This is a genomic window from Streptomyces sp. WAC03905, assembly GCF_057371075.1.
In genome coordinates this window covers 4,559,143-4,582,006 of sequence record NZ_JBXYDZ010000003.1, presented here as the reverse complement: position 1 = coordinate 4,582,006, position 22,864 = coordinate 4,559,143, and the positions used below count along the sequence as shown (strand labels likewise).

The 22,864-nt window shown below is 73.5% G+C and carries 12 protein-coding genes and 1 pseudogene; 12 read left to right on the top strand and 1 reads right to left on the bottom strand.

All coding sequences use genetic code 11. The annotated features are described in order from the left end of the window. Position 1 precedes the first annotated feature (1 nt). Both AC2RP6_RS23215 and AC2RP6_RS23210 read left to right on the top strand, forming a co-directional pair. Positions 2–6,238 (top strand): type I polyketide synthase, encoded by a 6,237-nt coding sequence (locus AC2RP6_RS23215; RefSeq protein WP_486447935.1) that lies wholly within the window; start codon positions 2–4, stop codon positions 6,236–6,238. Between the two features lie 2 nt (positions 6,239–6,240). Continuing rightward, on the top strand, positions 6,241–7,986 hold the full coding sequence (locus AC2RP6_RS23210; RefSeq protein ID WP_486447934.1) for a beta-ketoacyl synthase N-terminal-like domain-containing protein: 1,746 nt from the start codon (positions 6,241–6,243) through the stop codon (positions 7,984–7,986). A 76-nt stretch (positions 7,987–8,062) separates the two neighbouring features. On the opposite strand, the gene AC2RP6_RS23205 is transcribed toward AC2RP6_RS23210, so the two are convergent. Continuing rightward, positions 8,063–8,314: an acyl carrier protein gene (locus AC2RP6_RS23205; RefSeq protein WP_486447933.1), complete on the bottom strand. Its 252-nt coding sequence runs from the start codon at positions 8,312–8,314 to the stop codon at positions 8,063–8,065. Positions 8,315–8,502: 188 nt separating this feature from the next. On the opposite strand from AC2RP6_RS23205, the gene AC2RP6_RS23200 reads away from it, so the two are divergent. From AC2RP6_RS23200 to AC2RP6_RS23155, 10 genes and pseudogenes are all read left to right on the top strand, one after another. Continuing rightward, a complete protein-coding gene (locus AC2RP6_RS23200; protein WP_486447932.1) occupies positions 8,503–9,213 on the top strand; it encodes a lysophospholipid acyltransferase family protein in 711 nt (236 codons plus the stop codon). A gap of 66 nt (positions 9,214–9,279) precedes the next feature. Continuing rightward, positions 9,280–10,170: a (3R)-3-[(carboxymethyl)amino]fatty acid oxygenase/decarboxylase gene (gene scoE, locus AC2RP6_RS23195; RefSeq protein ID WP_486447931.1), complete on the top strand. Its 891-nt coding sequence runs from the start codon at positions 9,280–9,282 to the stop codon at positions 10,168–10,170. 52 nt (positions 10,171–10,222) lie between these two features. Further along, positions 10,223–11,419 carry a cytochrome P450 family protein gene (locus tag AC2RP6_RS23190; protein WP_486447930.1) on the top strand — a complete coding sequence of 399 codons (1,197 nt, stop codon included), beginning with the start codon at positions 10,223–10,225 and terminating at the stop codon, positions 11,417–11,419. Positions 11,420–11,421: 2 nt separating this feature from the next. Beyond that, positions 11,422–11,949: an FcoT family thioesterase gene (locus AC2RP6_RS23185; protein WP_486447929.1), complete on the top strand. Its 528-nt coding sequence runs from the start codon at positions 11,422–11,424 to the stop codon at positions 11,947–11,949. Further along, positions 11,946–12,341, top strand: coding sequence for an acyl carrier protein (locus AC2RP6_RS23180; RefSeq protein ID WP_486447928.1), 396 nt, complete (start codon positions 11,946–11,948; stop codon positions 12,339–12,341). Before AC2RP6_RS23185 ends, AC2RP6_RS23180 begins: the two co-directional genes overlap by 4 nt. Positions 12,342–12,481: 140 nt before the next feature. Next, positions 12,482–15,412 (top strand): annotated as a pseudogene (locus AC2RP6_RS23175) (type I polyketide synthase); the annotation flags it as partial. Positions 15,413–15,764: 352 nt separating this feature from the next. Continuing rightward, positions 15,765–18,845: an SDR family NAD(P)-dependent oxidoreductase gene (locus AC2RP6_RS23170; RefSeq protein WP_486447927.1), complete on the top strand. Its 3,081-nt coding sequence runs from the start codon at positions 15,765–15,767 to the stop codon at positions 18,843–18,845. Positions 18,846–18,849: 4 nt separating this feature from the next. Further along, positions 18,850–20,301, top strand: coding sequence for a beta-ketoacyl [acyl carrier protein] synthase domain-containing protein (locus tag AC2RP6_RS23165; RefSeq protein ID WP_486447926.1), 1,452 nt, complete (start codon positions 18,850–18,852; stop codon positions 20,299–20,301). Between the two features lie 17 nt (positions 20,302–20,318). Next, positions 20,319–21,890 (top strand): long-chain-fatty-acid--CoA ligase, encoded by a 1,572-nt coding sequence (locus tag AC2RP6_RS23160; protein WP_486447925.1) that lies wholly within the window; start codon positions 20,319–20,321, stop codon positions 21,888–21,890. Between the two features lie 72 nt (positions 21,891–21,962). Next, the gene (locus AC2RP6_RS23155) at positions 21,963–22,802 is read left to right on the top strand and encodes an alpha/beta fold hydrolase (RefSeq protein WP_486447924.1); all 840 of its coding nucleotides are present in this window, start codon (positions 21,963–21,965) and stop codon (positions 22,800–22,802) included. Positions 22,803–22,864 lie beyond the last annotated feature (62 nt).

Sequence of the window (22,864 nt, the reverse complement as noted above, 5' to 3'; positions counted from 1 at the left end):
AGTGCATCACGACCCGGCTGAGCTGATCGCCATCGTGGGGATGGCGGGGCGATTCCCCGAGGCTCCCGACACGGACCGGTTCTGGGACCTGCTCATGGACCGCGGCGACGCAATCCGCCCGATCCCCTCGGCCCGCTGGAAGACCGACCAGCCCCTGGACCCGGAGAAGGAGATCCAGGGCCACGGCGGCTTCCTGGAGGGCATCGACGAGTTCGACGCCGCTTTCTTCGGGGTCTCCCCGCGCGAGGCGGAGGTCCTCGACCCCCAGCAGCGGCTGATGCTGGAGACCAGCTGGCTGGCCCTGGAGGACGCCGGAGTGCCCACCGCGAGCCTGGGCGGCACCCGGACCGGCGTCTACTTCGGCGGCCTGTGGCAGGACTACGAGCGGCTGCGCGAGGACCGCGGGGCCCGGCCGACCCAGCACTCCATCTCCGGCAACGCCCTCGACATGCTGTCCGCGCGGATCTCCTACTTCCTCGGCCTCACGGGCCCCAGCCTGACCCTGGAGACCGGCTGCTCGTCCTCCCTCGTCGCCCTGCACCTGGCCTGCCAGGCGATCCGGGCGGGCGACGTCGACGGCGCACTGGTCGGCGCGGCCAACCTCATGCTGACCCCGGACGTGACCATCGGGCTGACCCACTTCGGCGGCCTCTCCCCCAAGGGCCGGTGCAGCGCCTTCGGCGCGGGCGCGGACGGCTTCGTCCGCGGGGAGGGCGTGGCCGCCGTCTACCTCAAGACCCTGGAGCGGGCCCGCCGGGACGGGGACCGCGTGCACGCCGTGATCGTGCGGACCGCCTCGAACAACGACGGCGGCGGCACCAGCCTGGTGACGCCCAGCCTGGCCGGGCAGGAGGACCTGCTGCGCCGCGTCTACGCCGACTCCGGCATCCCCGTGGACCGGGTCGCGTACGTGGAGGCGCACGGCACCGGCACCCGGGCGGGCGACCCGGTCGAGGCGACCGCCCTGGGCAGGGTGCTGGGCCGGGCCCCCGAGCGGGCGGGCCGGCCGCTGGGCATCGGATCGGTGAAGACGAACATCGGGCACCTCGAACCGGTGGCAGCGCTCGCCGGCCTGTTCAAGGCGGTCCTCTCGCTGAAGAACGGCGTCGTGCCGCCCAGCCTGCACTCCGCCGAGCTCAACCCGGACATCCCCTTCGGCGAACTGGGCCTGGAGGTCGTACGGGAACCGCTGCCGCTGCCCGCGGACGGCGGCCCGGTCTACCTGGGCGTCAGCTCCTTTGGCTGGGGCGGCACCAACGCCCACGCCGTGATCACCGCGGCCCCGCCGGCCGACGCGGCGCCCGCCACCGGGGCCGCGCCGCCGGACCGCGGCCGGGCGCCCTTCGTCCTGCCGCTCAGCGCCCACAGCCAGGCGGCGCTCGTCCAGCGCGCCCGCGACGTCCGGGCGGCCCTGGACGCACCCGGCGCCCAACCGCGGGAGATCGCCGCCACCCTCGGCTGGCAGCGCGACCAGTTCCCCTTCCGGGCCGGCCTCGTCGCCACCGACGGCGACGGCCTGCGCGCCGCGCTCGACGCCTACGCCGCCGACCCGGACGCCACCTCGCCGGGCACCGTCGCGGGCCGGGCCCGCGACCGCGGCCGTACCGCCTTCGTCTTCCCCGGCCAGGGCTCGCAGTGGGCCGCCATGGGCGCCCGGCTGTACGCCGAGGACCCGGAGTTCGCCGCCGTGATCGACCGGTGCGCCGCCGCGCTCGCCCCGCACACCGACTGGTCCCTGACGGAGGTGCTCACCGGCCGCGACGGCGACGCCTGGACGGGGCGCGTCGACATCGTCCAGCCGGTGCTGTGGGCGGTGTCCGTCGCCCTGGCCGCCGCCTGGCGCACCGCCGGCGTCGAACCGGACGTCGTCGTCGGGCACAGCCAGGGCGAGATCGCCGCAGCCACCGTCGCCGGGATCCTCTCCCTGGAGGACGCCGCCCTCGTCGTGGCCCGGCGCAGCGCCGTCCTGCTGCGCACCGCGGCGGGCACCGGCCGGATGCTCGCCGTCGACCTCGACGCCGACGCGGCCACCGCCGCCCTGGAGGGCTTCGAGGACTGCGTGGCGCTCGCCGTGCACAACGGCCCCAGCTCCTGCGTCCTGTCCGGCGACGGCGACTCGGTGCTGCTGCTGAAGGAACTCCTGGAGGCGGACGGCACGTACTGCCGCCTGATCAACGTGGACTACGCCTCGCACAGCCCGCTCATGCTCGACCTGACCGACGAACTGCGGGAGGTGCTCGCCCCCGTCCGGCCCGGCGAGGGCGCGATCCCGCTCATGTCCACGGTGCGCGCCGCCGAGCTGGCGGGCCCGGAGATGGACGGCGCGTACTGGGTGGAGAACCTGTGCCGCCCGGTGCGCTTCGCGCAGGCGCTCGACGCGCTCCTGGACGAGGGCGTCACCCACGTCGTGGAGGTCAGCGCGCACCCCGTCCTGGTGCCGGCGCTGGAGCAGATCGGCGCGCTGCGCAAGGAGCCGCCGGCCGTGCTGGCCACCCTGCACCGCGACCGCGGCGCCCCCGAGGACCTCGCCGAGAGCTTCGCGCAGGGCCACGTCGCGGGCCTGACGGCGTACGGACCGCGCCCGACGTCGCGCGACGCGGGCGTGCCCGCCTACCCGTGGCAGCGCGAGAGCTACTGGGTCGGTGCGCCGCAGCGCGGAGCGGGCCGTTCGGCCGCGTTCGCCTTCCCGCTCGCCCCGCTGCCGACCGAGGCCGGTACCTGGCACGGCACCACCGAGATCGGCACCGCGTCCCACCCCTGGCTCGCCGACCACCAGGTGCACGACGCCGTCGTCGTGCCCGCGGCCGCCTCGATCGAGCTGTGCCTGGGCACGGCGGCCGCCCGGACCGGCGGTGTCCCGCAGTCGCTGCGCGGCCTGTCCTTCCTCAGCGACATGACCCTCGCGGACGGCGGGCTGCACCTGGGCGGTGTCTGGCGGGAGGACGCCGGCGAGGGCGCCGGCCTGGAGGTGCTGTCGCTGCCCGACGGCGCCGACGGCTGGACGCGGCACGTGACGGCGCACGCCTCCTACCGCGCCGAACAGGCGGCCCCGCCGGTCTTCCCCGGCGCACTGCTGCGGGAACCGGCCGACGACGCCGCGGCGTTCTACCGGTCCTGCACCGCCCGCGGCCTGCGCTACGGCCCGGCCTTCCAGGGCGTGCGGGAACTGCGCGTGCGCGGCGACGAGGCGCTCGGCCGGGTGTCCCTGGCCGAGCAGTGCCGGCCCGGCGCCCGCCGGTTCGTCCTGCACCCGGCCCTGTGGGACGGGGCGTTCCAGGTCTCCCTCGCGCTGTGCGGGCACGAGGACACCGTGGTGCCCGTCGCGATCGAGCGGCTCGCGCTGCTGCCGGGGCGGCCCTCGGACCTGACGGAGCTGTGGGTGCACGCCGTGCGCCGGCCGGACGGGCTCTTCGACCTGGCCCTGTACGGGCCGGACCGCCAGCCGGTGGCGCGCGTGAGCGGGCTGGCGCTGCGCCGCCTGAACACGGGCGAGCGCTCCGGGCCGGCCCCCGAGCGCGTGCACCGGTTCGGTTTCCGCGAACGCCCGTACGCAGGCCGGGAACCGGGCGCCGGGCACGGCCCCTGGCTGGTGTGCGGCCCGGACTCGGTCCGCGCCGCCGCCGTCGAGGTGGCCGGGGCGCTGGGCGGCACCGCCGTGACGCTGCCGCGGACCCGGTCCGGCGCGACGCCTGCCTGGGCCGAGGCGCTGCGCGCCGCCGAGGGCGGGGAGGTGGTGTTCGTCGCCCCGGACCGGGCGGCGGGCGAGGAGGAGCAGCGGGCGGGCCTCGTGGCGCTCGGCGCGCTCGCCGGGGCCTGCGCGGACCGGCCGGTGGCGCCCCGTCTGACGGTGCTGACCACGCGGGCGCAGGCCGCGTCGGCCGACGAGGCGCCCGACCCGGGCGCCGCCCTGTACTGGGGCTTCGTACGGGTGCTGCAGGGCGAGCACCCGGGGCTCGCGGCACGCCTGGTGGACACCGCGGGCGACGAGGGGTGGGCGGCCGGGGTCGTACGGGAACTCCTGGACGCCGAGCGCGAGGACCAGGTCCTCAGCCGCGGGGAGCGGCGGCTGGCCGGCCGGCTGGAGCGGGGCGGGCACCGCCCGGACGACACCGCCGCGCCGCTGCCGTACACGGGCCGTCAGCCGTTCCGGCTGCACCCCGGCCCGCGGCCCGGGCTGTGGGAGTCCCTGCGCTACCTGCCGCTGGTGCGCCGGCGGCCGGGACCGGGCGAGATCGAGATCGAGGTGGACGCGGCCTCCCTGAACTTCATCGACGTGATGAAGGCCGTGGGGACCTACCCCGACGAGGCCGGCGGCAAGGAGCTGCTCGGCGGGGACTGCTCCGGCCGGGTCGTCTCGGTGGGACCCGGAACCAGCGGGTTCCGCGTCGGGGACCGGGTGGTGGCGTGCGTGTTCGGCGCGATCGTCTCGCACGTGACGGTCCGCGCCGACCACGCCCGGCCGGTGCCGGAGGAGATGACGCAGGAGGACGCCGCCGCGCTGCCGCTGGTCCTGGCGACCGCCTGGTACGCGCTGCACGACCTGGCCCGCGTGGAGCCGGGCGAGACCGTCCTGGTCCACTCGGCGGCGGGCGGCCTGGGGCTGGCCGCCGTCCAGGTGGCCCGGATGCTCGGCGCCGAGGTCATCGCGACGGCGGGCAGCGCCGCCAAGCGCGCCTACCTGCGGGAACTGGGTGTCGCGCACGTCTTCGACTCCCGCGACCTGTCCTGGGCGGACGCCGTGCTGGAGCGCACGGGCGGCCGCGGCGTCGACGTCGTCCTCAACTCGCTGACCGGCGCCGCCATCGCGCGCGGACTGGAGGTGCTCGCCGAGGACGGCCGGTTCGTCGAGGTCGGCAAGAAGGACATCCACGGCGAGCGCACGCTGGGCCTCGCGCCCTTCCGCAAGGGCGTCAGCTTCGCGGCCGTGGACCTGGAGGGGCTCGTCATGCGGCGGCCCCAGCGGTTCGCCCGGCTGTTCCGCGCGGTCTGGGACGAGGTGGAGGCGGGCCGGCTCACGGCCCTGCCCGTCACCCAGTACACCTTCGGCAACGCCGCCGAGGCGCTGCGCGCCATGTCGCACGGCGACCACATCGGCAAGTTCGTGCTGTACGGACCGCAGAGCGTCGAGCGGGTGGTGGCGGACCCGCTGCCGTACGGCCGGTTCCGCGCCGACGGCACCTACCTGATCACCGGCGGCCTGGGCGACCTCGGGCTCTCCCTGGCCGGGCACCTGGTGGAGCGCGGCGCCACCGCCCTCGCCCTGGTGGGCCGTTCGGAGCCGTCACCGCGGGCGGCGGACCGCATCGCCGCGCTCCGCGCGGCGGGCGCCGAGGTCGCGGTGGTGCACGCGGACGTCGCCGACGCCACCTCCCTGGACCTGGCCCTCGCCCGCATTCGGGCCGAACTCCCCGCCCTGCGCGGCGTGTTCCACGCGGCGGGCGTCCTGTCCGACGCCGTCGTGCGCAACCTCGACGCGGCGGACGTGGCCCGGGTGCTGGCGCCGAAGGTCGACGGAGCCGCCGAACTGGACCGGTTGACGGCGGACGACCCGCTCGACCTCTTCGTGCTGTTCTCCTCGGCCGCCGGGCTCGTCGGCAACGTCGGACAGTCCGCCTACGCGGCGGCCAACACGTACATGGACGCGCTGGCGGTGGCCCGCCGGGCCGCGGGCCGACCCGCCCTCAGCGTCCAGTGGGGCACCTTCGACGGCATCGGCCTGGCGGCCCGGTCCGCCGAGCGCGGTGAGCGTCTCGCGGACCGCGGCATGGACGGCTTCGAGGCCGCCGAGGCCTGGCGGGCGCTGGAGTCGTTCCTCGCGGACGGCGAGAGCCTCGTGGGATACGTGGCCCTGGACCCGCGGCGCTGGTTCGAGACGTACCCGGCGGCGGCGGGCCTGCCCAGCTGGAGCCTGCTGCGCACCGCGCGGGAGCCGGGCACCGGCTCGGGCGGGGACTTCCGCCAGTTGCTGGGCGGCTGCCCCGAGGGGGAGCGGCACGCGGTGGTCGAGGAGCGCGTACGGCAGCTCGCCGGCCGGGTGCTGCGGCTGTCCGCGGACTCCATCGACCGCGAGACGCCGCTCAAGTCCCTCGGGCTGGACTCGCTGATGAGCCTGGAGCTGCGCAACCGGCTGGAGGCCGATCTGGGGCTGCGGCTGTCGCCGACGCTCCTGTGGACGTACGGGGCGCTGCGGCCGCTGGCCGGCGCGCTGGTGGAGCGGCTCGCGGAACAGGAGGCCTGACGGTGGCACAGGACGACGGCAGGGCGCAGGGCGCGGCCCGCGCCACCCCGGTGAGCCGGGCCATGGAGACCATCCGCGCCCTGCGCGAGGAGCTGGCGGCGCTGCGGGGCGCCCAGCCGGTCGCCGTGGTCGGCGTGGGCCTGCGGGCCCCCGGCGGCATCGAGGACCTCGACGGCTACTGGTCGGCGCTGGCGTCGGGGACGGACGCGGTGCGCCCGATCCCGCCGTCGCGGCGGGCCCCCTTCGGGGACGCCTGGGACGACGTGCCGCACCGGGGCGGGTTCCTGGACGGGGTGCTGGACTTCGACGGCCCGTTCTTCGGTGTGGCACCCCGCGAGGGGCGCTCCCTGGACCCGCAGCACCGGATGCTGCTGGAAGTGGTCTGGGAGGCCCTGGACGACGCCGGCATCCCGGCCGGCCGGGCGTCGGCCGCCGCGACGGGCCTGTACGTGGGCATCACCGGCCAGGACTACCGCGAGTGGATGCGCGAGGGGCCCGACTCGTACTGGGCGACCGGCAACGGGCACTGCTTCTCCGCCGGGCGGCTCGCGCACACGCTGGGCCTGACCGGTCCGGCCATGGCCGTGGACACGGCCTGCTCCTCCTCGCTGGTGACGGTCCACCTGGCACGGCAGGCGCTGCGCAGCGGGGAGTGCGACATCGCGGTGGCCGGCGGGGTGAACCTGGTGCTGTCACCGCACGGGACCGCGCTCGCGGCGCGCACCGGCGCCCTGTCCCCCGACGGGGTGTGCCGTCCGTTCGACGCGCGGGCCAACGGCTTCACCCGTTCCGAGGGGTGCGGCATCGTGGTCCTCAAGCGGCTCGCGGACGCGGTGCGCGACGGCGACCGGGTGCACGCGGTCATCCACGGTTCGGCGGTCAACCACGACGGCCGGGCCTCGGGCTTCACCGCGCCCAACGTGCTGGCGCAGACCCGGCTGGTGGAGCGGGCGCTGGCGGAGGCGGGCCTCGGGCCGGCCGACATCGGCCATGTGGAGGCGCACGGCACCGGTACCTCGCTGGGCGACCCGATCGAGGTGGAGGCGCTGGCGGCGGCCCTGGGCCGGCCCGGCGGCGCGGGGGCGCCGGTCCTGCTCGGTTCGGCCAAGGCGAACCTGGGCCACACGGAGTCGGCGGCGGGCGTGCTGGGGCTGATCAAGGCCATGCTGAGCCTGCGGCACCGGGCGGTGCCGCCCGTACCGCACTTCACGACGCTGAACCCGCGGATCGACCTGTCGGGGACGGACTTCCGCATCCCGACCCGGCTGGAACCGTGGCCGGCGGGCGCCGGGGCCTACGCGGGCGTCAGCTCCTTCGGGATGAGCGGCACCAACGCGCACGTGGTACTCGGCGCACCTGATCCGGAGCCGGAGCCGGCCGCCGTCGCCGTGACCGGTTTCGAGGTGTCGGCCCGGACCCCCGCCGCGCTGCGGTCCTACGCGGGACGGCTGGCCGCCCGACTGGGCGGCATCAAGGACGAGGAGTACGCCGCCTTCGCCTACACCGTCACCCACGGCCGCACGGCCCTGGCCACCCGCGTCCGGGTCGCGGCGGCCGACCGGCACCGGGCGGCGGCCGCGCTGAGCGCCGTCGCCGAGGGCCGGACCCCGCCGGAGGTCAGCGAGGTCCCGGCGGACGCCGCCGCCGCCTTCCCGGACCTGCCGCGCCGGGTCGTCGACCTGCCGGCGTACCCGTGGGAGCGGCGTCGCTACGCCCCCTTCGACGCGGAACACCCGTCCGCCGGCTGACCGTCCCGCGGGTACGCGGGAGGGCCGGTCCCGGATGGTGATCCGGGACCGGCCCTCCCCGCGCGACGCCGTCCGGTCAGACCGCGGCCGCGTCCTGGATCAGGGCGACGACCGCGGCGACGGTGAGGTCCTTGGTCAGCGCCTCCAGGGGGACGTCGACGGCGAACTCGCGCTTGACGGACGCGGTGAGCTCGACGACGCCGAGCGAGTCGATCTCCAGCTCCTCCAGCCTGGCCTGGTCCGTGATCGCGTCGGGCTCCGCCCCGAAGTCGACGAGCTCGCGCTCGACGAAGGCACGGACGGAAGCAAGATCGGCGGGCTGGGGCACGACATCCTCGTCTCTGAATCCTGAGCAGTGAAACGCGCAGCAGCCTAACAACGGGTGGACTACGCCCGGCTAAAGCGGCACTTTCATCCCGCTGACCGCGGCGCTAAACCAGCCTTGCCCGCCCTGTCGACCCCTCCTATATTCCCGGTGAACGCTCGGCCGAGACGTTCAGAGAGGGAGACCTGCACATGCTCCGGATGCTGCTGAGGCGGCTTCTCCTCATTCCGCTCAAGCTCGTCCTGCGGCCCCGTGTCAGCGGTGTCGAGAACCTGCCGGAGTCCGGCCCCTTCATCATCGCGGCGAACCACTTGTCCTTTTTCGACTCGATATTCATCGCCCTGCTGGTGCCGCGACGCCTGTACTTCGTCGGGAAGCAGGGGTGGCTCGAGATGCCGGGCCTCAAGGGCAGGCTGCAGGGGCTGTTCTTCCGCTCCGTCGGGATGATCTCCGTGGACAGCACGAGCGGCTCCGCGACCATGGCGGGCCTGGAGACGTCGCTGCGGATCATGCGCGAGGGGCACGGGGTGGGCGTGCACATCGAGGGCACCCGGTCCCCCGACGGCCGCCTGTACAAGGGCAACACGGGCACGGCCTGGATCGCGCTGCGGAGCGGGGCACCGGTGGTCCCCTGCGGGCTGACCGGCACGGAGCGGGTGCACCCGGCCGGCGCCAAACGGCTCCATGTCTCCCGCTTCGACGTCCGCTTCGGCGCCCCGCTGGCCTTTCCCGAGCACGCCGGACGCGAGGACGACCGGCGCGTGCGCCGCGCCGTGACGACCCGGATCACGCAGGAGATATCCGCTCTGACCGGCCAGGAGTACGTGGACCTCTACGCCGCGACGGTCAAGAGCCGGGCGGCGGAGGAATCCCGGACCAGGGCGGCGACAAGCACGGAATAAGAAGGGCTTTAGCCGCCGCCGATAGTTTCGTTTCCGAGCGCGACTTGACCACCGAGAGAGGTTCTCGTGAAGATTCTCCGCCAGGAAGACAAGAAGTTCGGCGTAACCGTCGAGGGTTTCGATCTCACCACCGCCACGGAAGCGGATTTCGAAGAGATCAAGAACCGCGTGTACAGCGACAAGATCGTCGTGCTGCGCAACCAGCACCTCTCCTCCCCGGAATTCGCCGACCTCGGCCGCCGCCTCGGCACCGTGGAGACGTACTACGAGCCCATGTACCAGCACCCGGAGGTCTCCGAGATCTTCGTGTCCTCGAACGTGGCCAGCGCGGACGGCACCCAGGTCGGCGTCCCGAAGACCGGCAAGTTCTGGCACGCGGACTACCAGTTCATGCCGAACCCCTTCGGGCTGACCCTCATCTACCCGCAGGTCGTCCCCAAGAAGAACCGCGGCACCTTCTTCATCGACATGGGCCGCGCCTACGAGGGCCTGTCCGACGAGCTGAAGCACGCCGTCGAGGGCACCCGCGCGGTCCAGAACGTCAGCCGCTACTTCAAGATCCGTCCCGAGGACGTCTACCGTCCCGTCGGTGAGCTGGTCGACGAGATCCAGGCCAAGACGCCCCCGTCGCCCCACCCGACCGCCTTCAAGCACCCCGCCACCGGCGAGACCGTCCTCTACATCAGCGAGGGCTTCACCACCGGTCTGATCGACGCGGACGGCAACCCGCTGGACAAGTCCCTGCTGACCGCCCTCCTGGAGGCGAGCGGCCAGCTGGACGACACGTTCGAGCACGAGAACATCCACCTGCAGACCTTCGAGCAGGGCGACCTCCTGGTCTGGGACAACCGCAGCCTCGTCCACCGGGCCCTGCACACCGCGACGCCGGAGCCCGCCGTCTCGCACCGCGTGACCGTGTACGACCAGTACCCCTTCTACGAGGGCCTCGGCGCCTGACGCGGTACGCGCTCCCGCCGGCCCCACGAGTCCCGCTCTACAGAGGTGAAGAATGACCGCTCCCCAGTGCCCGGTTGCCCATGAGGTGTTCGACCAGCAGTACATGAACGACCCCTACGGGACCTACGCGTCCCTGCACGAGAAGGGGCCCGTCCACCGCATCATGACCCCCGAGGGCTTCCCGGCCTGGCTGGTCACGGGCTTCGAGGAGACGCGGGACGCGCTCGCCGACCGGCGGCTCGTCCGCAGCATCGAGTACGCCGGTGAGGACTACCGCACCCTGCCCCTCCCGGCCGAGTTCAGCACCAAGACCGTCGCCACCGAAGACGGCGCCGAACACATGCGGCTGCGCAAGTTCATGAACAAGTCGTTCGCGATCAAGCGCGTGCGCGCCCTGCGCAAGCGCGTGGCCGAGCTGACCGACGGCTACATCGACGCGATGGGCGAGTCCGGCGAGACCGACCTCATGACGGCGATCGCCCTGCCCCTGCCGATCACCATCACCGGCGACATCATGGGCGTCCCCGACGAGGACCGCGCGAACTTCCAGTACTGGACCGACTCCATGCTGGGCATCAACACCGAGGTCGTGCGCGAGGCCGGCGCCACGATGCTGGGCTTCCTCAAGCGGCTCATCGACGACAAGCGCACCAACCCGGGCGACGACATCTTCTCCGACTGGATCGCCTGGACGGACGACGACGGCAAGCACCTCGACGACCACGAGCTGATCGGCCTGGGCTTCATGGTCCTGCTCGGCGGCTACGACACCACCGTCGGCATGATCGGCGGCGGCATGCTCGCCCTGCTGAACGACCGGCCCAAGCTGGAGCGGCTCCGCGCCAATCCGGAGCAGATCCCCGACGCCGTCGAGGAGCTGCTGCGCCTGTACGGCACCGCCCATACCGGTGTGCGCCGCTTCGCCACCGAGGACATGACCATCGGCGGCGTGGAGATCAGGAAGGGTGACGTCGTCCTGTGCTCCATGGGCGCCGCGGACCGTGACCCGCAGCGCTTCGAGAACCCGGACGAGGTCGACCTCGACCGGCCCAACCTCACGCACATCGCCTTCGGCCAGGGCCCGCACTACTGCCCCGGCTCGGAGCTGGGCCGCATGGAGATCGCCATCGCCATCGAGACCCTGCTGCGCCGCCTGCCCAACCTGGAACTGGCCGCGCCCGCCGACTCCGTCCAGTGGCGCGAGGCCTACCTCATCCGCGCCCCCAAGGCCATCCCGATCCGCTACTGATCATGACCGACACCGAACTGCTGGCGCGGGTGCTCAAGCCCTACCGGGAGCACTGCCAGTACCTGAAGTCGTGCGAGGTGGCGGTAGGGGGTGACGGGCCGGCCGGGCTGGTCTCGGCCCGCTGCGAGTTCGAGATCCCGGAGTCGTGCTACATCGACGACACCGGGCACTTCAACTCCGTCGAGTTCAACATCTGTTACAACCAGATGCTGTACTACGTCATCGCGAAGTCGGTGCAGGACGGGCTCCTGGAGTCCTTCGCGCACTGGTCCATGGACGACTACTGGCAGCGGCAGCTGGCCGACTTCCTGATCACCGACTTCCGCAGCACCTTCAAGCGGGCCATGCGCGGCCGCCACTTCTCCGGCGAGATCCAGATCCTGGACGTCGTGGAGTGGGAGGGCAGCGACCTCCGCGAGCCGCTGCTCGTCGTCCACACCGCCTGCCGGTACTGGGACGAGAGCGGCGGCAACTGCCACGGCGAAGTGAAGATCGCCATCACCCATCCGACGACTGCGGTGCAACGATGACCATCGACCCCCGTGCGGCCGACCGCTTCCGGCGGCTCCCCCGGTCGGAGTGGCGGACGGAACTGGAGGCCCTCGTGGTCCGGGAGTTCCGTACGGCCCTGCTGATGACCGGGGACGAAACCGTTCCGCTCGACGAGAACTACTTCGACCTGGGCCTGACCTCGCTGCGCGCCACCGAGATCAAGCAGCGGCTGGAGGCCGGTCTCGGCGTCACGATCGACACGTCCGTGCTCTTCGGCAGCCCGACGGTCGACCGGCTCCTGGACCACCTGCTCACGCAGCCCCTGGACGGTGCGCCGGTGGACGGCCCGGCGACCGCCGCCGCGCCCGCCGCACCCGATCTGCGCAAGTCCCTGGTCGACGACCTGCTGAGCGACCTCTACCAGGCCTGACCACGTCTCTCCGGCAGGGCCCTCGCGGCCCTGCCGGATCTGGAGGAAAGACCGTGCCCAACACGCCCGCCCATGAGCAGGATGAGCTGGAGGCGTCCCGTGAGGCTCTCCGGCAGCACAAGCAGCTCCTCAAGGAGCTGATGCTGGAGAAGTACGAGCCCATCGCCATCGTCGGGGCGGGAATCCGCTTCCCGGGCGGCAACGACACCCCCGAGGGCTTCACCGAGTTCCTGCGCGCCGGCGGGGTCGGGACCGGCCCCATCCCCGAATCCCGCTGGAACGTGGCGGAGTTCGCGTCCGGCGGCGAGAACGCCAAGGGCAAGATCCTTCCGCACAGCGGCGGTTTCCTGGACGGCATCGACCGGTTCGACCCCCGCTTCTTCAACATCTCCCCCAAGGAGGCCCAGTACATCGACCCGCAGCAGCGGCTCGTACTGGAGACCGCCTGGGAGGCGCTGGAGCACGCGAACATCGACCCGACCGCGCTGCGCGGCGGCAACGGCGGCGTCTACGTCGGCATCAGCTGCGTCGACTACACCATCGAGATCGACGACCTGGCCTACGACGAGCTGGACGCCAACGTCGGCACCGGCACGGCCCACAGCGTCGCGGCCGGCCGCATCTCCTACTTCCTCGGCATGCGCGGTCCGAGCATGGCCATCGACACCGCCTGCTCCTCCTCACTGGTCGCCCTGCACCTCGCGGTCGAGGGCCTGCGGCGCGGCGAGTGCGAGATCGCGCTGTGCGGCGGCGTCAACGCCATCCACCACCCGCGCAACCACATCGTCTTCTCCCAGGCGGGCATGCTCTCGCCCGACGGGACGTGCAAGACCTTCGACGACTCGGCCGACGGCTACAGCCGCGCCGAGGGCTGCGGCATGGTCGTCCTCAAGCGGCTGTCCGACGCCCTGCGCGACGGCGACCGCGTGATCGCCCTCGTCCGCGGCACGGCGGTGCGCCAGGACGGCGAGAGCGGCGGCCTGACCGTCCCCAACGGCTCCGCGCAGGAGCAGGTGATGCGGGCCGCGCTGCGCGCGGCCGTGCTGGAGCCGGGCGACGTCTCCTACGTCGAGGCCCACGGCACCGGAACCTCGCTCGGCGACCCCATCGAGATGGGCGCCATCAACGGGGTGTTCTCCCGCTCCCACACCGCGGACGCGCCGCTCGTCGTCGGCTCGCTCAAGAGCAACATCGGACACATGGAGGCCGCCGCCGGCATCGGCGGCGTCGTCAAGGCCGCGCTCCAGCTGCAGAACGGCGAGATCTACCCGCACCTGCACGCGGACGAGCCCTCCTCGCACATCCCCTGGGCGACCATGCCCGTCGAGGTGCCGCACGAGGGCCGCGCCTGGACCGCGCCGGTCCGCCGCGCCCTGATCAACTCCTTCGGCTTCCAGGGCACCATCGCCTCCGCCGTGCTGGAGCAGCCGCCCGCACCGGCCGGCGGTGCGCACCCCGCACCGGAGCCGTCGGAGCCCGCGGAGCACGTCTTCACCCTCTCGGCCAAGGGCGAGAAGGCCCTGGCCCTCCAGACGCAGAACTACCGCGCCTTCCTCGCCGCGAACCCGGACGCCGACCTCGCCGACCTCTGCTACACCGGCAACATCGGCCGCGCCCACTTCGGCACCCGGCTGACCGGTGTCGTCCGTGACCGCGCCGAGCTGGAGGCGCTGCTGGACAAGGCCCCCGCGGCCGCCTCCGACCTGCGCAAGGTCGCGCTGCTCTTCACCGGGCAGGGCTCCCAGTACCCGGGCATGGGCCGCTCCCTGTACGAGGCGTACCCGGTCTTCCGCGAGCACCTGGACGCCTGCGACACGCTGTTCGCGCAGGCCGTCGGGCGGTCGGTGAAGGACCTCGTCCTGGGCACCGCCGAGGACGCCGAGGTGATCCACGAGACCCGCTACACGCAGCCGGCGCTGTTCGCCCTGGAGTACGCCACCGCGAAGCTCTGGCTCAGCTGGGGCATCGAGCCGAGCGTCCTGATCGGCCACAGCATCGGCGAGGTCGTCGCCGCCGCGATCGGCGGCCTGTTCTCGCTGGAGGACGCCGTGCGGCTGGTCGCCGCCCGCGCCCGGCTGATGCAGTCGGTGACCGCCCCCGGCGGCATGGTCGCCGTGACGGCGGCCGCCGAGGAGGTGGCGCCGCTGCTGGAACCGTACGAGGACGTCTCCTTCGCCGCGTTCAACGCCCCCGGCCAGTGCGTGATCTCGGGCGGGACGGCATCGCTCGCCGAGATCACCGCCGCGCTCACCGCCCGCGAGGTGCGGACGAAGACTCTGCCGGTCTCGCACGCCTTCCACTCGCCGCTGATGCACGAGGTGTTCGACGCGTTCCGCGAGGTCGTCTCCACGATCGACTTCCGGGTGCCCGAGCTGACCCTGGTCTCCAACCTGACCGGCGCGGTGGCCGACCCGGCCGAACTGGCCACCCCCGAGTACTGGGTGCGCCACATCGGCGAGCCGGTCGACTTCAGCGCCGGGATGGCCACCATCGGTGCCCGCGGCCGCCACGCCTTCATCGAGGTCGGGCCCGCCGCGACGCTGCTGGGCCTGGGCCGGCGCATCCTCGACGCCCGCGACCACGTGTGGGTGGCGAGCACCGGCGCCCAGGACACCGCCGGCTCCACGGCCCGCAAGGCGCTCACCGACGTCTACGCGGCCGGCCTGCACGTCGACTGGGCCGGCTACCACGCGGGCCGCCCGCACCGCCGCGTCCCGCTGCCGCGCACGGTCTTCGACCGCAAGCGCTACTGGCTGCCGATCAACGGCGTCCGGCACTCCAAGGAGCTGGTGGCCGACGCCTCGCGCGTCCACCACCCGCTGCTCGGCCAGGAGGTCACCGACCCCGCCGGACGGGAGCGGGGTGTCCGGGAGTTCGCCGCGACCCTCGCCCCCGACCGCCCGGCCGAGCTCGCCGACCACGTGGTCATGGGCCAGGTGGTGTTCCCCGGAGCGGGCTACGTCGAGATCCTGCTGGCCCTCCAGGACGCCGTGTACGGCGAGACCGGCCGGCCGCTGGAGGGCGTGGACATCCTCGAACCGCTGATCCTCACCGAGGACCGGCCCACCGAGGTCCGCACCCGCCTGACGCAGCAGCCGGACGGCGGCGCCGAGGTGGAGATCGTCAGCCGGGTCGAAGGCGCCGGCCGGGCCATCGAGCGGCGGCACGCCGTCGCCCGGATCGCCGCCGGCTGGACCCCGCTGCCCGAGCTGGAGCAGGCGGCGGCGGAGCTGTCCGCCCGGGCCGCCGCCGACACCGGCGGGCCGGCTCGGCCCCGCGCCGCGCGGACGACCTGTACGCCGACTTCGCCGACCTCGGTCTGGAGTACGGACCCGAGTTCCGCCGCATCGAGCTGCTGTCCCGCGAGGGCGACGGCGTGGCCGTCGCCCAGCTCCTGGGCCTGCGGCCGGCGCGGTGGAGCACATGCCGCCGTCCGTCCTCGACAACGTCATCCAGTCCCTCGCGGCCGTCCTCGACAACGGCCACACCTACCTCCCGGTCGCGTTCGGCACCTTCCAGCTGCTGAAGAAGCCCAAGCAGGGCGCCCTGCGCAGCCTGGCGCGGATCACCGGCGAGGAGAGCGCCGACGGCGAACTCACCGCCGACCTGGTGCTGCTGGAGGGTGACCGGCCGCTGTTCGTCGTGCGCGACCTGGGCTTCAAGCGGGTGGCCAACACCGCCGGCGGGCCCCGCCGCAGGTTCTTCCACACCCCGCGCTGGACCAAGCGCTCGCTGGTGCGGCGCGGCAGCGAGGGAGCCCGCCGGATCCTGGTCGTCGGCCGGGACGAGAGCGCACTCGCCGGGGCCGTCCACGACCTGGAGGCGGCGGACGTCTCCCTGGCCTTCGCTCCGGACGCCGGCTCCGCGGCCCGCGCGGCCCAGGGCCTGGCGGGGCGTCCCACCGACGTCGCATGGTTCTGGCGCGCCCAGCCGGGCCCGGTCACCGAGGAACGGCTGCGCGCCGAGTCCGAGGCCAACTACCGGGACCTGCTCGCGCTGCTGGCCTCGCTGGAGCAGCAGGGCTTCGGCCGCGAACAGCGGCTGTGGCTCGTCACGGAGGGCGCCCAGCGGCTGCCGGGCGACGTGCCCGCGCCGGGTGCCGGCGCCGTGCCCGCCTCGTCCCTGTGGGGCTTCGGCCTCTCCCTGTGGAGCGAGTACCCGACGTACAAGGTCACCCTGGTCGACCTGCCGGAGGGCGGCGACGCACCGTCGCTGGCCGACGAGTGGCTGGCCGCGGAGGCGGAGGAGTTCCAGATCGGCTACCGGGCGGGCAACCGCCACGTGCGCCGGCTGCGCCCGGTGGAGCCGGCCGCCGCGGACGACGACAACTTCGAGCTCACCGTGACCGAGTACGGCGAGTTCGCCAACATCAGGCCGGTGCCGCTGGCCGACGTCGCCCCCCAGGGGGACGAGGTGCAGGTCCAGGTGCACGCCGCGGGCCTCAACTTCAAGGACGTGCTCAACGCGCTCGGCCTGCTCAAGCAGCACGCCGAGGACACCGGCGTGCCGTACCAGCCGCTGCCCCTGGGCTTCGAGGGCTCCGGCACGGTCCTCGCGGCCGGCCCGGACGCCGAGTTCGCCCCGGGCGACGAGGTCGTCCTCAGCCACCTCGGGTGCATGAAGCGCCGGGTGACGGTGCCGTCGGCCATGGCGGTGCGCAAGCCCGCGAACGTCGGCTTCGCCGAGGCGGCCGGTCTGGCCACCGCGTACGTGACCGCGTACTACGCCCTGCACGACCTGGCCGGCATCAAGGCCGGCGACAAGGTGCTGGTGCACGCCGCCGCGGGCGGGGTGGGCCAGGCCGCGGTGCAGCTGGCCAAACTCGCCGGAGCCGAGGTCATCGCCACGGCCAGCCCGCGCAAGCAGGCCCTGCTGCGCGCCCAGGGCGTCGAGCACGTCCTGAACTCCCGCTCCCCGGAGTTCGCCGGGCGGATCATGGAGATCACCGGCGGGGCGGGCGTCGACATCGTCCTCAACAGCCTGAACAAGGAGTACATCGCCGAGGGCATGCGGGCCCTGGGCCGGGGCGGGCGCTTCGTGGAGCTCGGCAAGATCGGCATCTGGTCCGCGGAGCAGGCGCGCGAGGCGCGTCCGGACGTGGCCTACCACAACTTCGACCTCAGCGAGTTCCCCGAGCACGAGCTGCGCGCGGTGAACAAGCAGATCCTGGAGACCGTCGCCGGCCTCCTGGAGCGGGAGGAGATCCGGCCCGTCCCGACGACCACGTACTCCCTGGAGGAGATCGAGGAGGCGTTCGGGGTCCTCAGCCGGGGGGCGAACATCGGCAAGCTCGTCATCGACCTCGGCCCGTCGGGCGACCGCCCGGCCCGGCCCGTGGAGATCACCCCGGACGCCACCTACCTGATCACGGGTGGTCTGGGCGCCATCGGCACCGTCACCGCCGAACGCCTGGTCGCCCTGGGCGCCCGGCACATCGGCCTGGTCAGCCGGCGGGCCGTGTCCGCCGAGCGGACCGCGGCCATCGCGGCCGGCCTCGGCGAGGGGGTCTCGGTCACCGCCCACCAGGGCGACATCGCCCGCGCCGAGGACGTGCTCCGCATCGCCGAGGACCTCAAGGCGTCCGGCAGGCCGCTCGCGGGCGTCTTCCACGGCGCCGGCGTCCTGGCCGACATGCCGATCTCGGCGATGGACTGGGGATGCGTCGAGAAGGTCTTCGAGGCCAAGGTGTTCGGCACCTGGCAGCTCGACCGGGTCCTGCGGACCTTCCCCGAGGAGCCGTTCCTCGTGGGCTACTCCTCGGTGGCCTCGGTGCTGGGACCGGTGGCGCAGGGCAACTACGCGGCGGGCAACGCCTTCATCGACACGGTGATGCAGTGGCGCTCCGCGGCCGGCCTGCCCGGCCTCAGCATCGGCTGGGGGCCGTGGGCCGAGGTGGGCATGGCCGCGAACCTCAGCGCCGAGCTGATCCGCGGCATCGAGGGTCAGGGCATGCGGTTCCTCAAGCCGACGGACGGCGCGCGGTGCCTGTTCAAGGCGCTGGGCGGCAGCGAGTCGCACGTCACCGTCGGCGAGTTCGACTGGGACCGGTACGCGTCCGGCCGTCCGGCGGTCAGCGCGCTCTACCGCGAGGTGGCGCGGGCGTCGGCCGCGGCGGTGCGCACCGTCGACCTGGAGGCGCTGCGGGCCCTGCCCCGGGCCGAGCGCCGGGCCACGGTCAACGAGCTGATCCGGGAACGGATCGCCGTGCTGCTGCACTTCGAGGGCGCGGACGACGTACCGGCGGACGCGAAGTTCACCGAGCTGGGGCTCGACTCCCTGGTGGCCGTCGAGCTGAAGAACGCCCTGGAGGCGGGCTTCCAGGTGCCGCTGCCGACGTCGATCGTGTTCGACTACCCGTCGATCCTGCTGCTGGCCGAGTACCTGGACCAGGAGATCGCCCCGCCGGCCGCCGACGGGACGGCCGAGCCCCGGGCGCCGAAGGACGTCCGGGAGCTGTCCGAGGCGGACGCCGACGCCGAACTCGCCGACCTGATGGACCTGTGACGCGGTGAAGGAGTACATCGAGTCCCTGTCGGGGCTCTCCCAGAAGCAGCTGGTCCTGATGCTGGCACGGCAGCGGCTGCGCGAGAGCGAGGGCATCGCCGTCACCGGGCTCGCCTGCCGCCTGCCGGGCGGCCTGGACAGCCCCCGGCAGTACTGGGAGGCGCTGCGGGACGGCCGGGTGGTGGCCGGTACCGGCGGGATACCCGTCGACTCCACCGGCCGCCCCCGGTGGAACGTGGCCGCGCCCGACCTGGCCCACCTGGCCGGTCTGCTCGGCCAGGGCTCCTACCTGGCGGACATCGACCTCTTCGACGCCGAGCGCTTCGGCATCGGCGAGGAGGAGGCGGCCTTCATGGACCCGCAGCAGCGGCTGCTGCTGACGGTGGCCGCCGAGGCGCTGCGGGACGCGGGGGCGGAGCCCGGCACCGACGCGCGGGTCGGCGTGTTCGCCGGGGTGAGCACCGTCGAGTACAACTACGCCTGCCTGCGCAACGGGGTGGGGCCCGAGGGGCTGTCCCCGTACATGGGCACCGGTGGCGCGCTGAGCGCCACCGCGGCCCGCGTCGCCACCGGGCTGCGCCTGGGCGGGCCGGTGCTCACCGTCGACACGGCCTGCTCCTCGGCGCTGACCGCGCTGCACCTGGCGTCGCACGCGCTGCGGGCCCGGGAGTGCGACCTCGCCGTCGTCGGCGCCTGCCACCTGCTGCTGGCGCCGTTCACCACGGCCGTGTTCGCCCAGGCGGGCATGGTCTCGCCGACGGGCCGCAGCCGGCCCTTCGACGCGGCGGCCGACGGGCACGTGCGGGGTGAGGGCTGCGGGGTGCTGGTGCTCAAGCGGCAGTCCGACGCCAAGGCGGACGGGGACGTCCCGTACGCGGTGGTCCGCGGCAGCGGCATCCACCAGCACGGTGACCGGCCCGCCATGGCCGCGGCGTCCGCGCTGGGCCAGCGGCGGGTCATCGCCGACACGCTGCGCTCCGCCGCGATCGACCCGCACGCCGTGAGTTACGTCGAGGCGCAGGCCAACGGCTCGAAGCTGGGCGGGGTGATCGAGGCGGAGACCCTCGCGGGGGTCTACGGCCGGGACGCGGCGGACGCCCCCGAGCTGCTCGTCGGCTCGGCCAAGGGCACCCTCGGCTACCTGGAGACGGCGTCCGGCGCGGCCGGCCTGATCAAGGCCGCGTTGGCGCTGAACCACCGCACGGTCCCGGTGCAGCCCGGCTTCGACGTGCCGGACCCGGCGATCCCGTGGCAGCGCATGGCCCTGCGGGTGCCGACGGCCTCGCAGCCGTGGCCGGACGCGCCGCGGCGGCTGGCCGGGGTGAGTGCGTTCGGCTTCACCGGAACCAACGCGCACGTCCTGCTGGAGGGCGTGGACGGACCCCCGCGGCAGGCGCCGGGACCGGCGCCCGTACGCGGCCGGCGGTACTGGCCGGAGGGCAACCAGTGGACTTGAGGAGCGAGGAGCCGGACATGTACCACCCGCAGTTGCAGACGCTGGACCGTACGGCGGCCTTCCACGCAGCCGAACGCCCGGACCGGACGGCCGTGGTCTGCGAGGGCCGCGAGGTCGGTTACGGGGAGCTGCACCGGCGCAGCAACAGGACGGCCCGCGCCCTGCACGCCGCCGGGGCGGTGCGCGGCTCCCGGGTGGCGTACCTGGGCAAGGAGTCGGAGCACTACTACGACATCCTCTTCGGCTGCGCGAAGGCCGGTACGGTCCTGGTCCCGATCAACTGGCGGCTGACGGCCTCCGAGGTGGACCACATCCTGCGGGACTCGGGGACCGCGCTGCTCTTCGTCGAGGACGAGTTCCTCGACGTCGCGCACAAGGCGGCCGCCGAACTGCCCTCGCAGGTGCGGATCGTCGCCCTCGACGGCCCGGCGGGCCCGGGCAGCGGATTCACCGCCTGGCAGGCGGGGCACTCGGACGCCGATCCGGAGGCGTCCGCCTCACCCGACGACCCGATCGCGCAGATCTACACGAGCGGCACCACGGGCCTGCCCAAGGGCGTGGTGCTCGCGCACCGCAGCTTCTTCAAGGTGCGCGACGCCCTCGCGTCCGAGGGCCTGGGGTGGATCGACTGGTGTGAGGACGACGTCAGCCTCATCGGCATCCCCGGTTTCCACATCGGCGGCCTCTGGTGGGCCACGCAGGGCTTCAACGCGGGCGTCACCAACGTCGCGATGCGGATGTTCGTCAGCGGCGAGGCGGTGCGGCTGATCCGCGAGCACGGGGTCAGCACCACCTGCCTGGTCCCGGCGATGCTGCAGATGATGCTGGCCGAACCGGGCGCGGACACCGCCGACTTCGCGACCCTCCGCAAGATCGTCTACGGCGGCTCGCCCATCTCCGAGAGCCTGCTCCAGGAGTGCCTGGAGCGGATCGGCTGCGAGTTCGCCCAGATCTACGGGCTCACCGAGACCGGGAACACCGCGGTGTGCCTGCCGCCGCACGAGCACGTGGCCGGCGGGGCCCGGCTGAAGGCGGCCGGGCGGCCCTACCCGGGCTTCGAGGCCAAGATCGTCGACCGGGCGGGCCGGGTGCTGCCCACGGGCGGGATCGGCGAGGTGTGCCTGCGCACGCCGTCGCGGATGCTCTCGTACTGGGGGCTGCCCGAGGCCACCGCGGACACCCTCGTGGACGGCTGGATCCACACCGGCGACGCCGGCTACCTCGACGACGGCGGCTACGTGTTCATCTGCGACCGGATCAAGGACACGATCATCGTGGCCGGCGAGAACGTCTATCCGGCCGAGATCGAGAACGCGCTGGCCCGGCACGAGGCCGTGGTGGAGGCGGCGGTCGTGGGCGTCCCGGACGAGCGGTGGGGCGAGGCCATCCACGCGTTCGTCGTGGTCAGGCCCGGTCACCAGGTCAGTCCGCGGCAGCTGGTGCTCGCCCTGAAGGGCACCGTCGCCGACTTCAAGATTCCGTCCGGTTTCGAGTTCATCGAGACGCTGCCGCGCAACCCCAGTGGAAAGATCCTCCGACGGGAACTGCGCGACCGTTTCTGGCAGGACCGGGAGCGTCAGGTCAACTGATGCCCACGGGCGTCGTGTTGGCGCCTGTTCCCCCACTTCCCGTCCCGAACCAGCGAGAAAGCAGGCAGCCGGATGGCTTCCCTCAGCACCATACGCAACGTCATCAACGCCGTGTCGTACGTCTCGGTCAAGGCGGCCGGCGGCCCGGCCTGGAAGCTGTTCCACGGCGCGCCGCCCCGCACCCCGGTCCGGCCCGAGCAGCGGGAGGTCCACGACCGCGCCGAGCAGGAGACGCTCACCGTCGGCGGCCACGAGATCCGCACCTACCGCTGGGGCAACGGCGAGAAGCCCGTCCTGCTGGTGCACGGCGTGAGCGGGCGGGCCGCGAACTTCGCCGGCTTCGTCGCGGGCATCGAGGCGCTCGGCCTGACCGCCGTCGCCTACGACGCCCCCGGCCACGGCTCGTCGGGCGGCTCGACCTGCACCATCCTGGAGCACGGCGCCGTCATGACGGCGATGCAGCAGCGGTACGGCGACTTCCACGCCGTCATCGGGCACTCCTTCGGCGGCACCTCCGCCTACCTGGCGGCCCGCCGCGGCCTCGTCACCGAGCGGCTCGTCTCCCTCTCCTCCGTGGCGGACTTCGGGTCGCTGCCGGACACCTTCTGCGGCCAGCTCGGCCTGCGCCCCGCGCTCGCCACCGAGCTGCGCCGGCGCACCGAGCTGTTCTTCGCGCCCGAGCAGGACGTCTGGAACCGCTTCTCCGCCGACCACCGGCCGGAGGAGGTCACGGCGCGGATCCTCGTCGTCCACGACGAGAACGACCGCGAGGTCGGCGTCGACCAGGGCCGCAGGCTGGCCGCGAGCTACGGCGACCGGGCTGAGCTGCTCGTCACGAGCAAGCTCGGCCACCGCCGGATCCTGGGCGACCCCGAAGTCATCGGCAGGGTACTGGACTTCCTCAAGGACTGACCGGCGGGCGGCGGCACACGCGGCGGGCCGGCGGACGGAACAGACGAGCGGACGAGCGGACG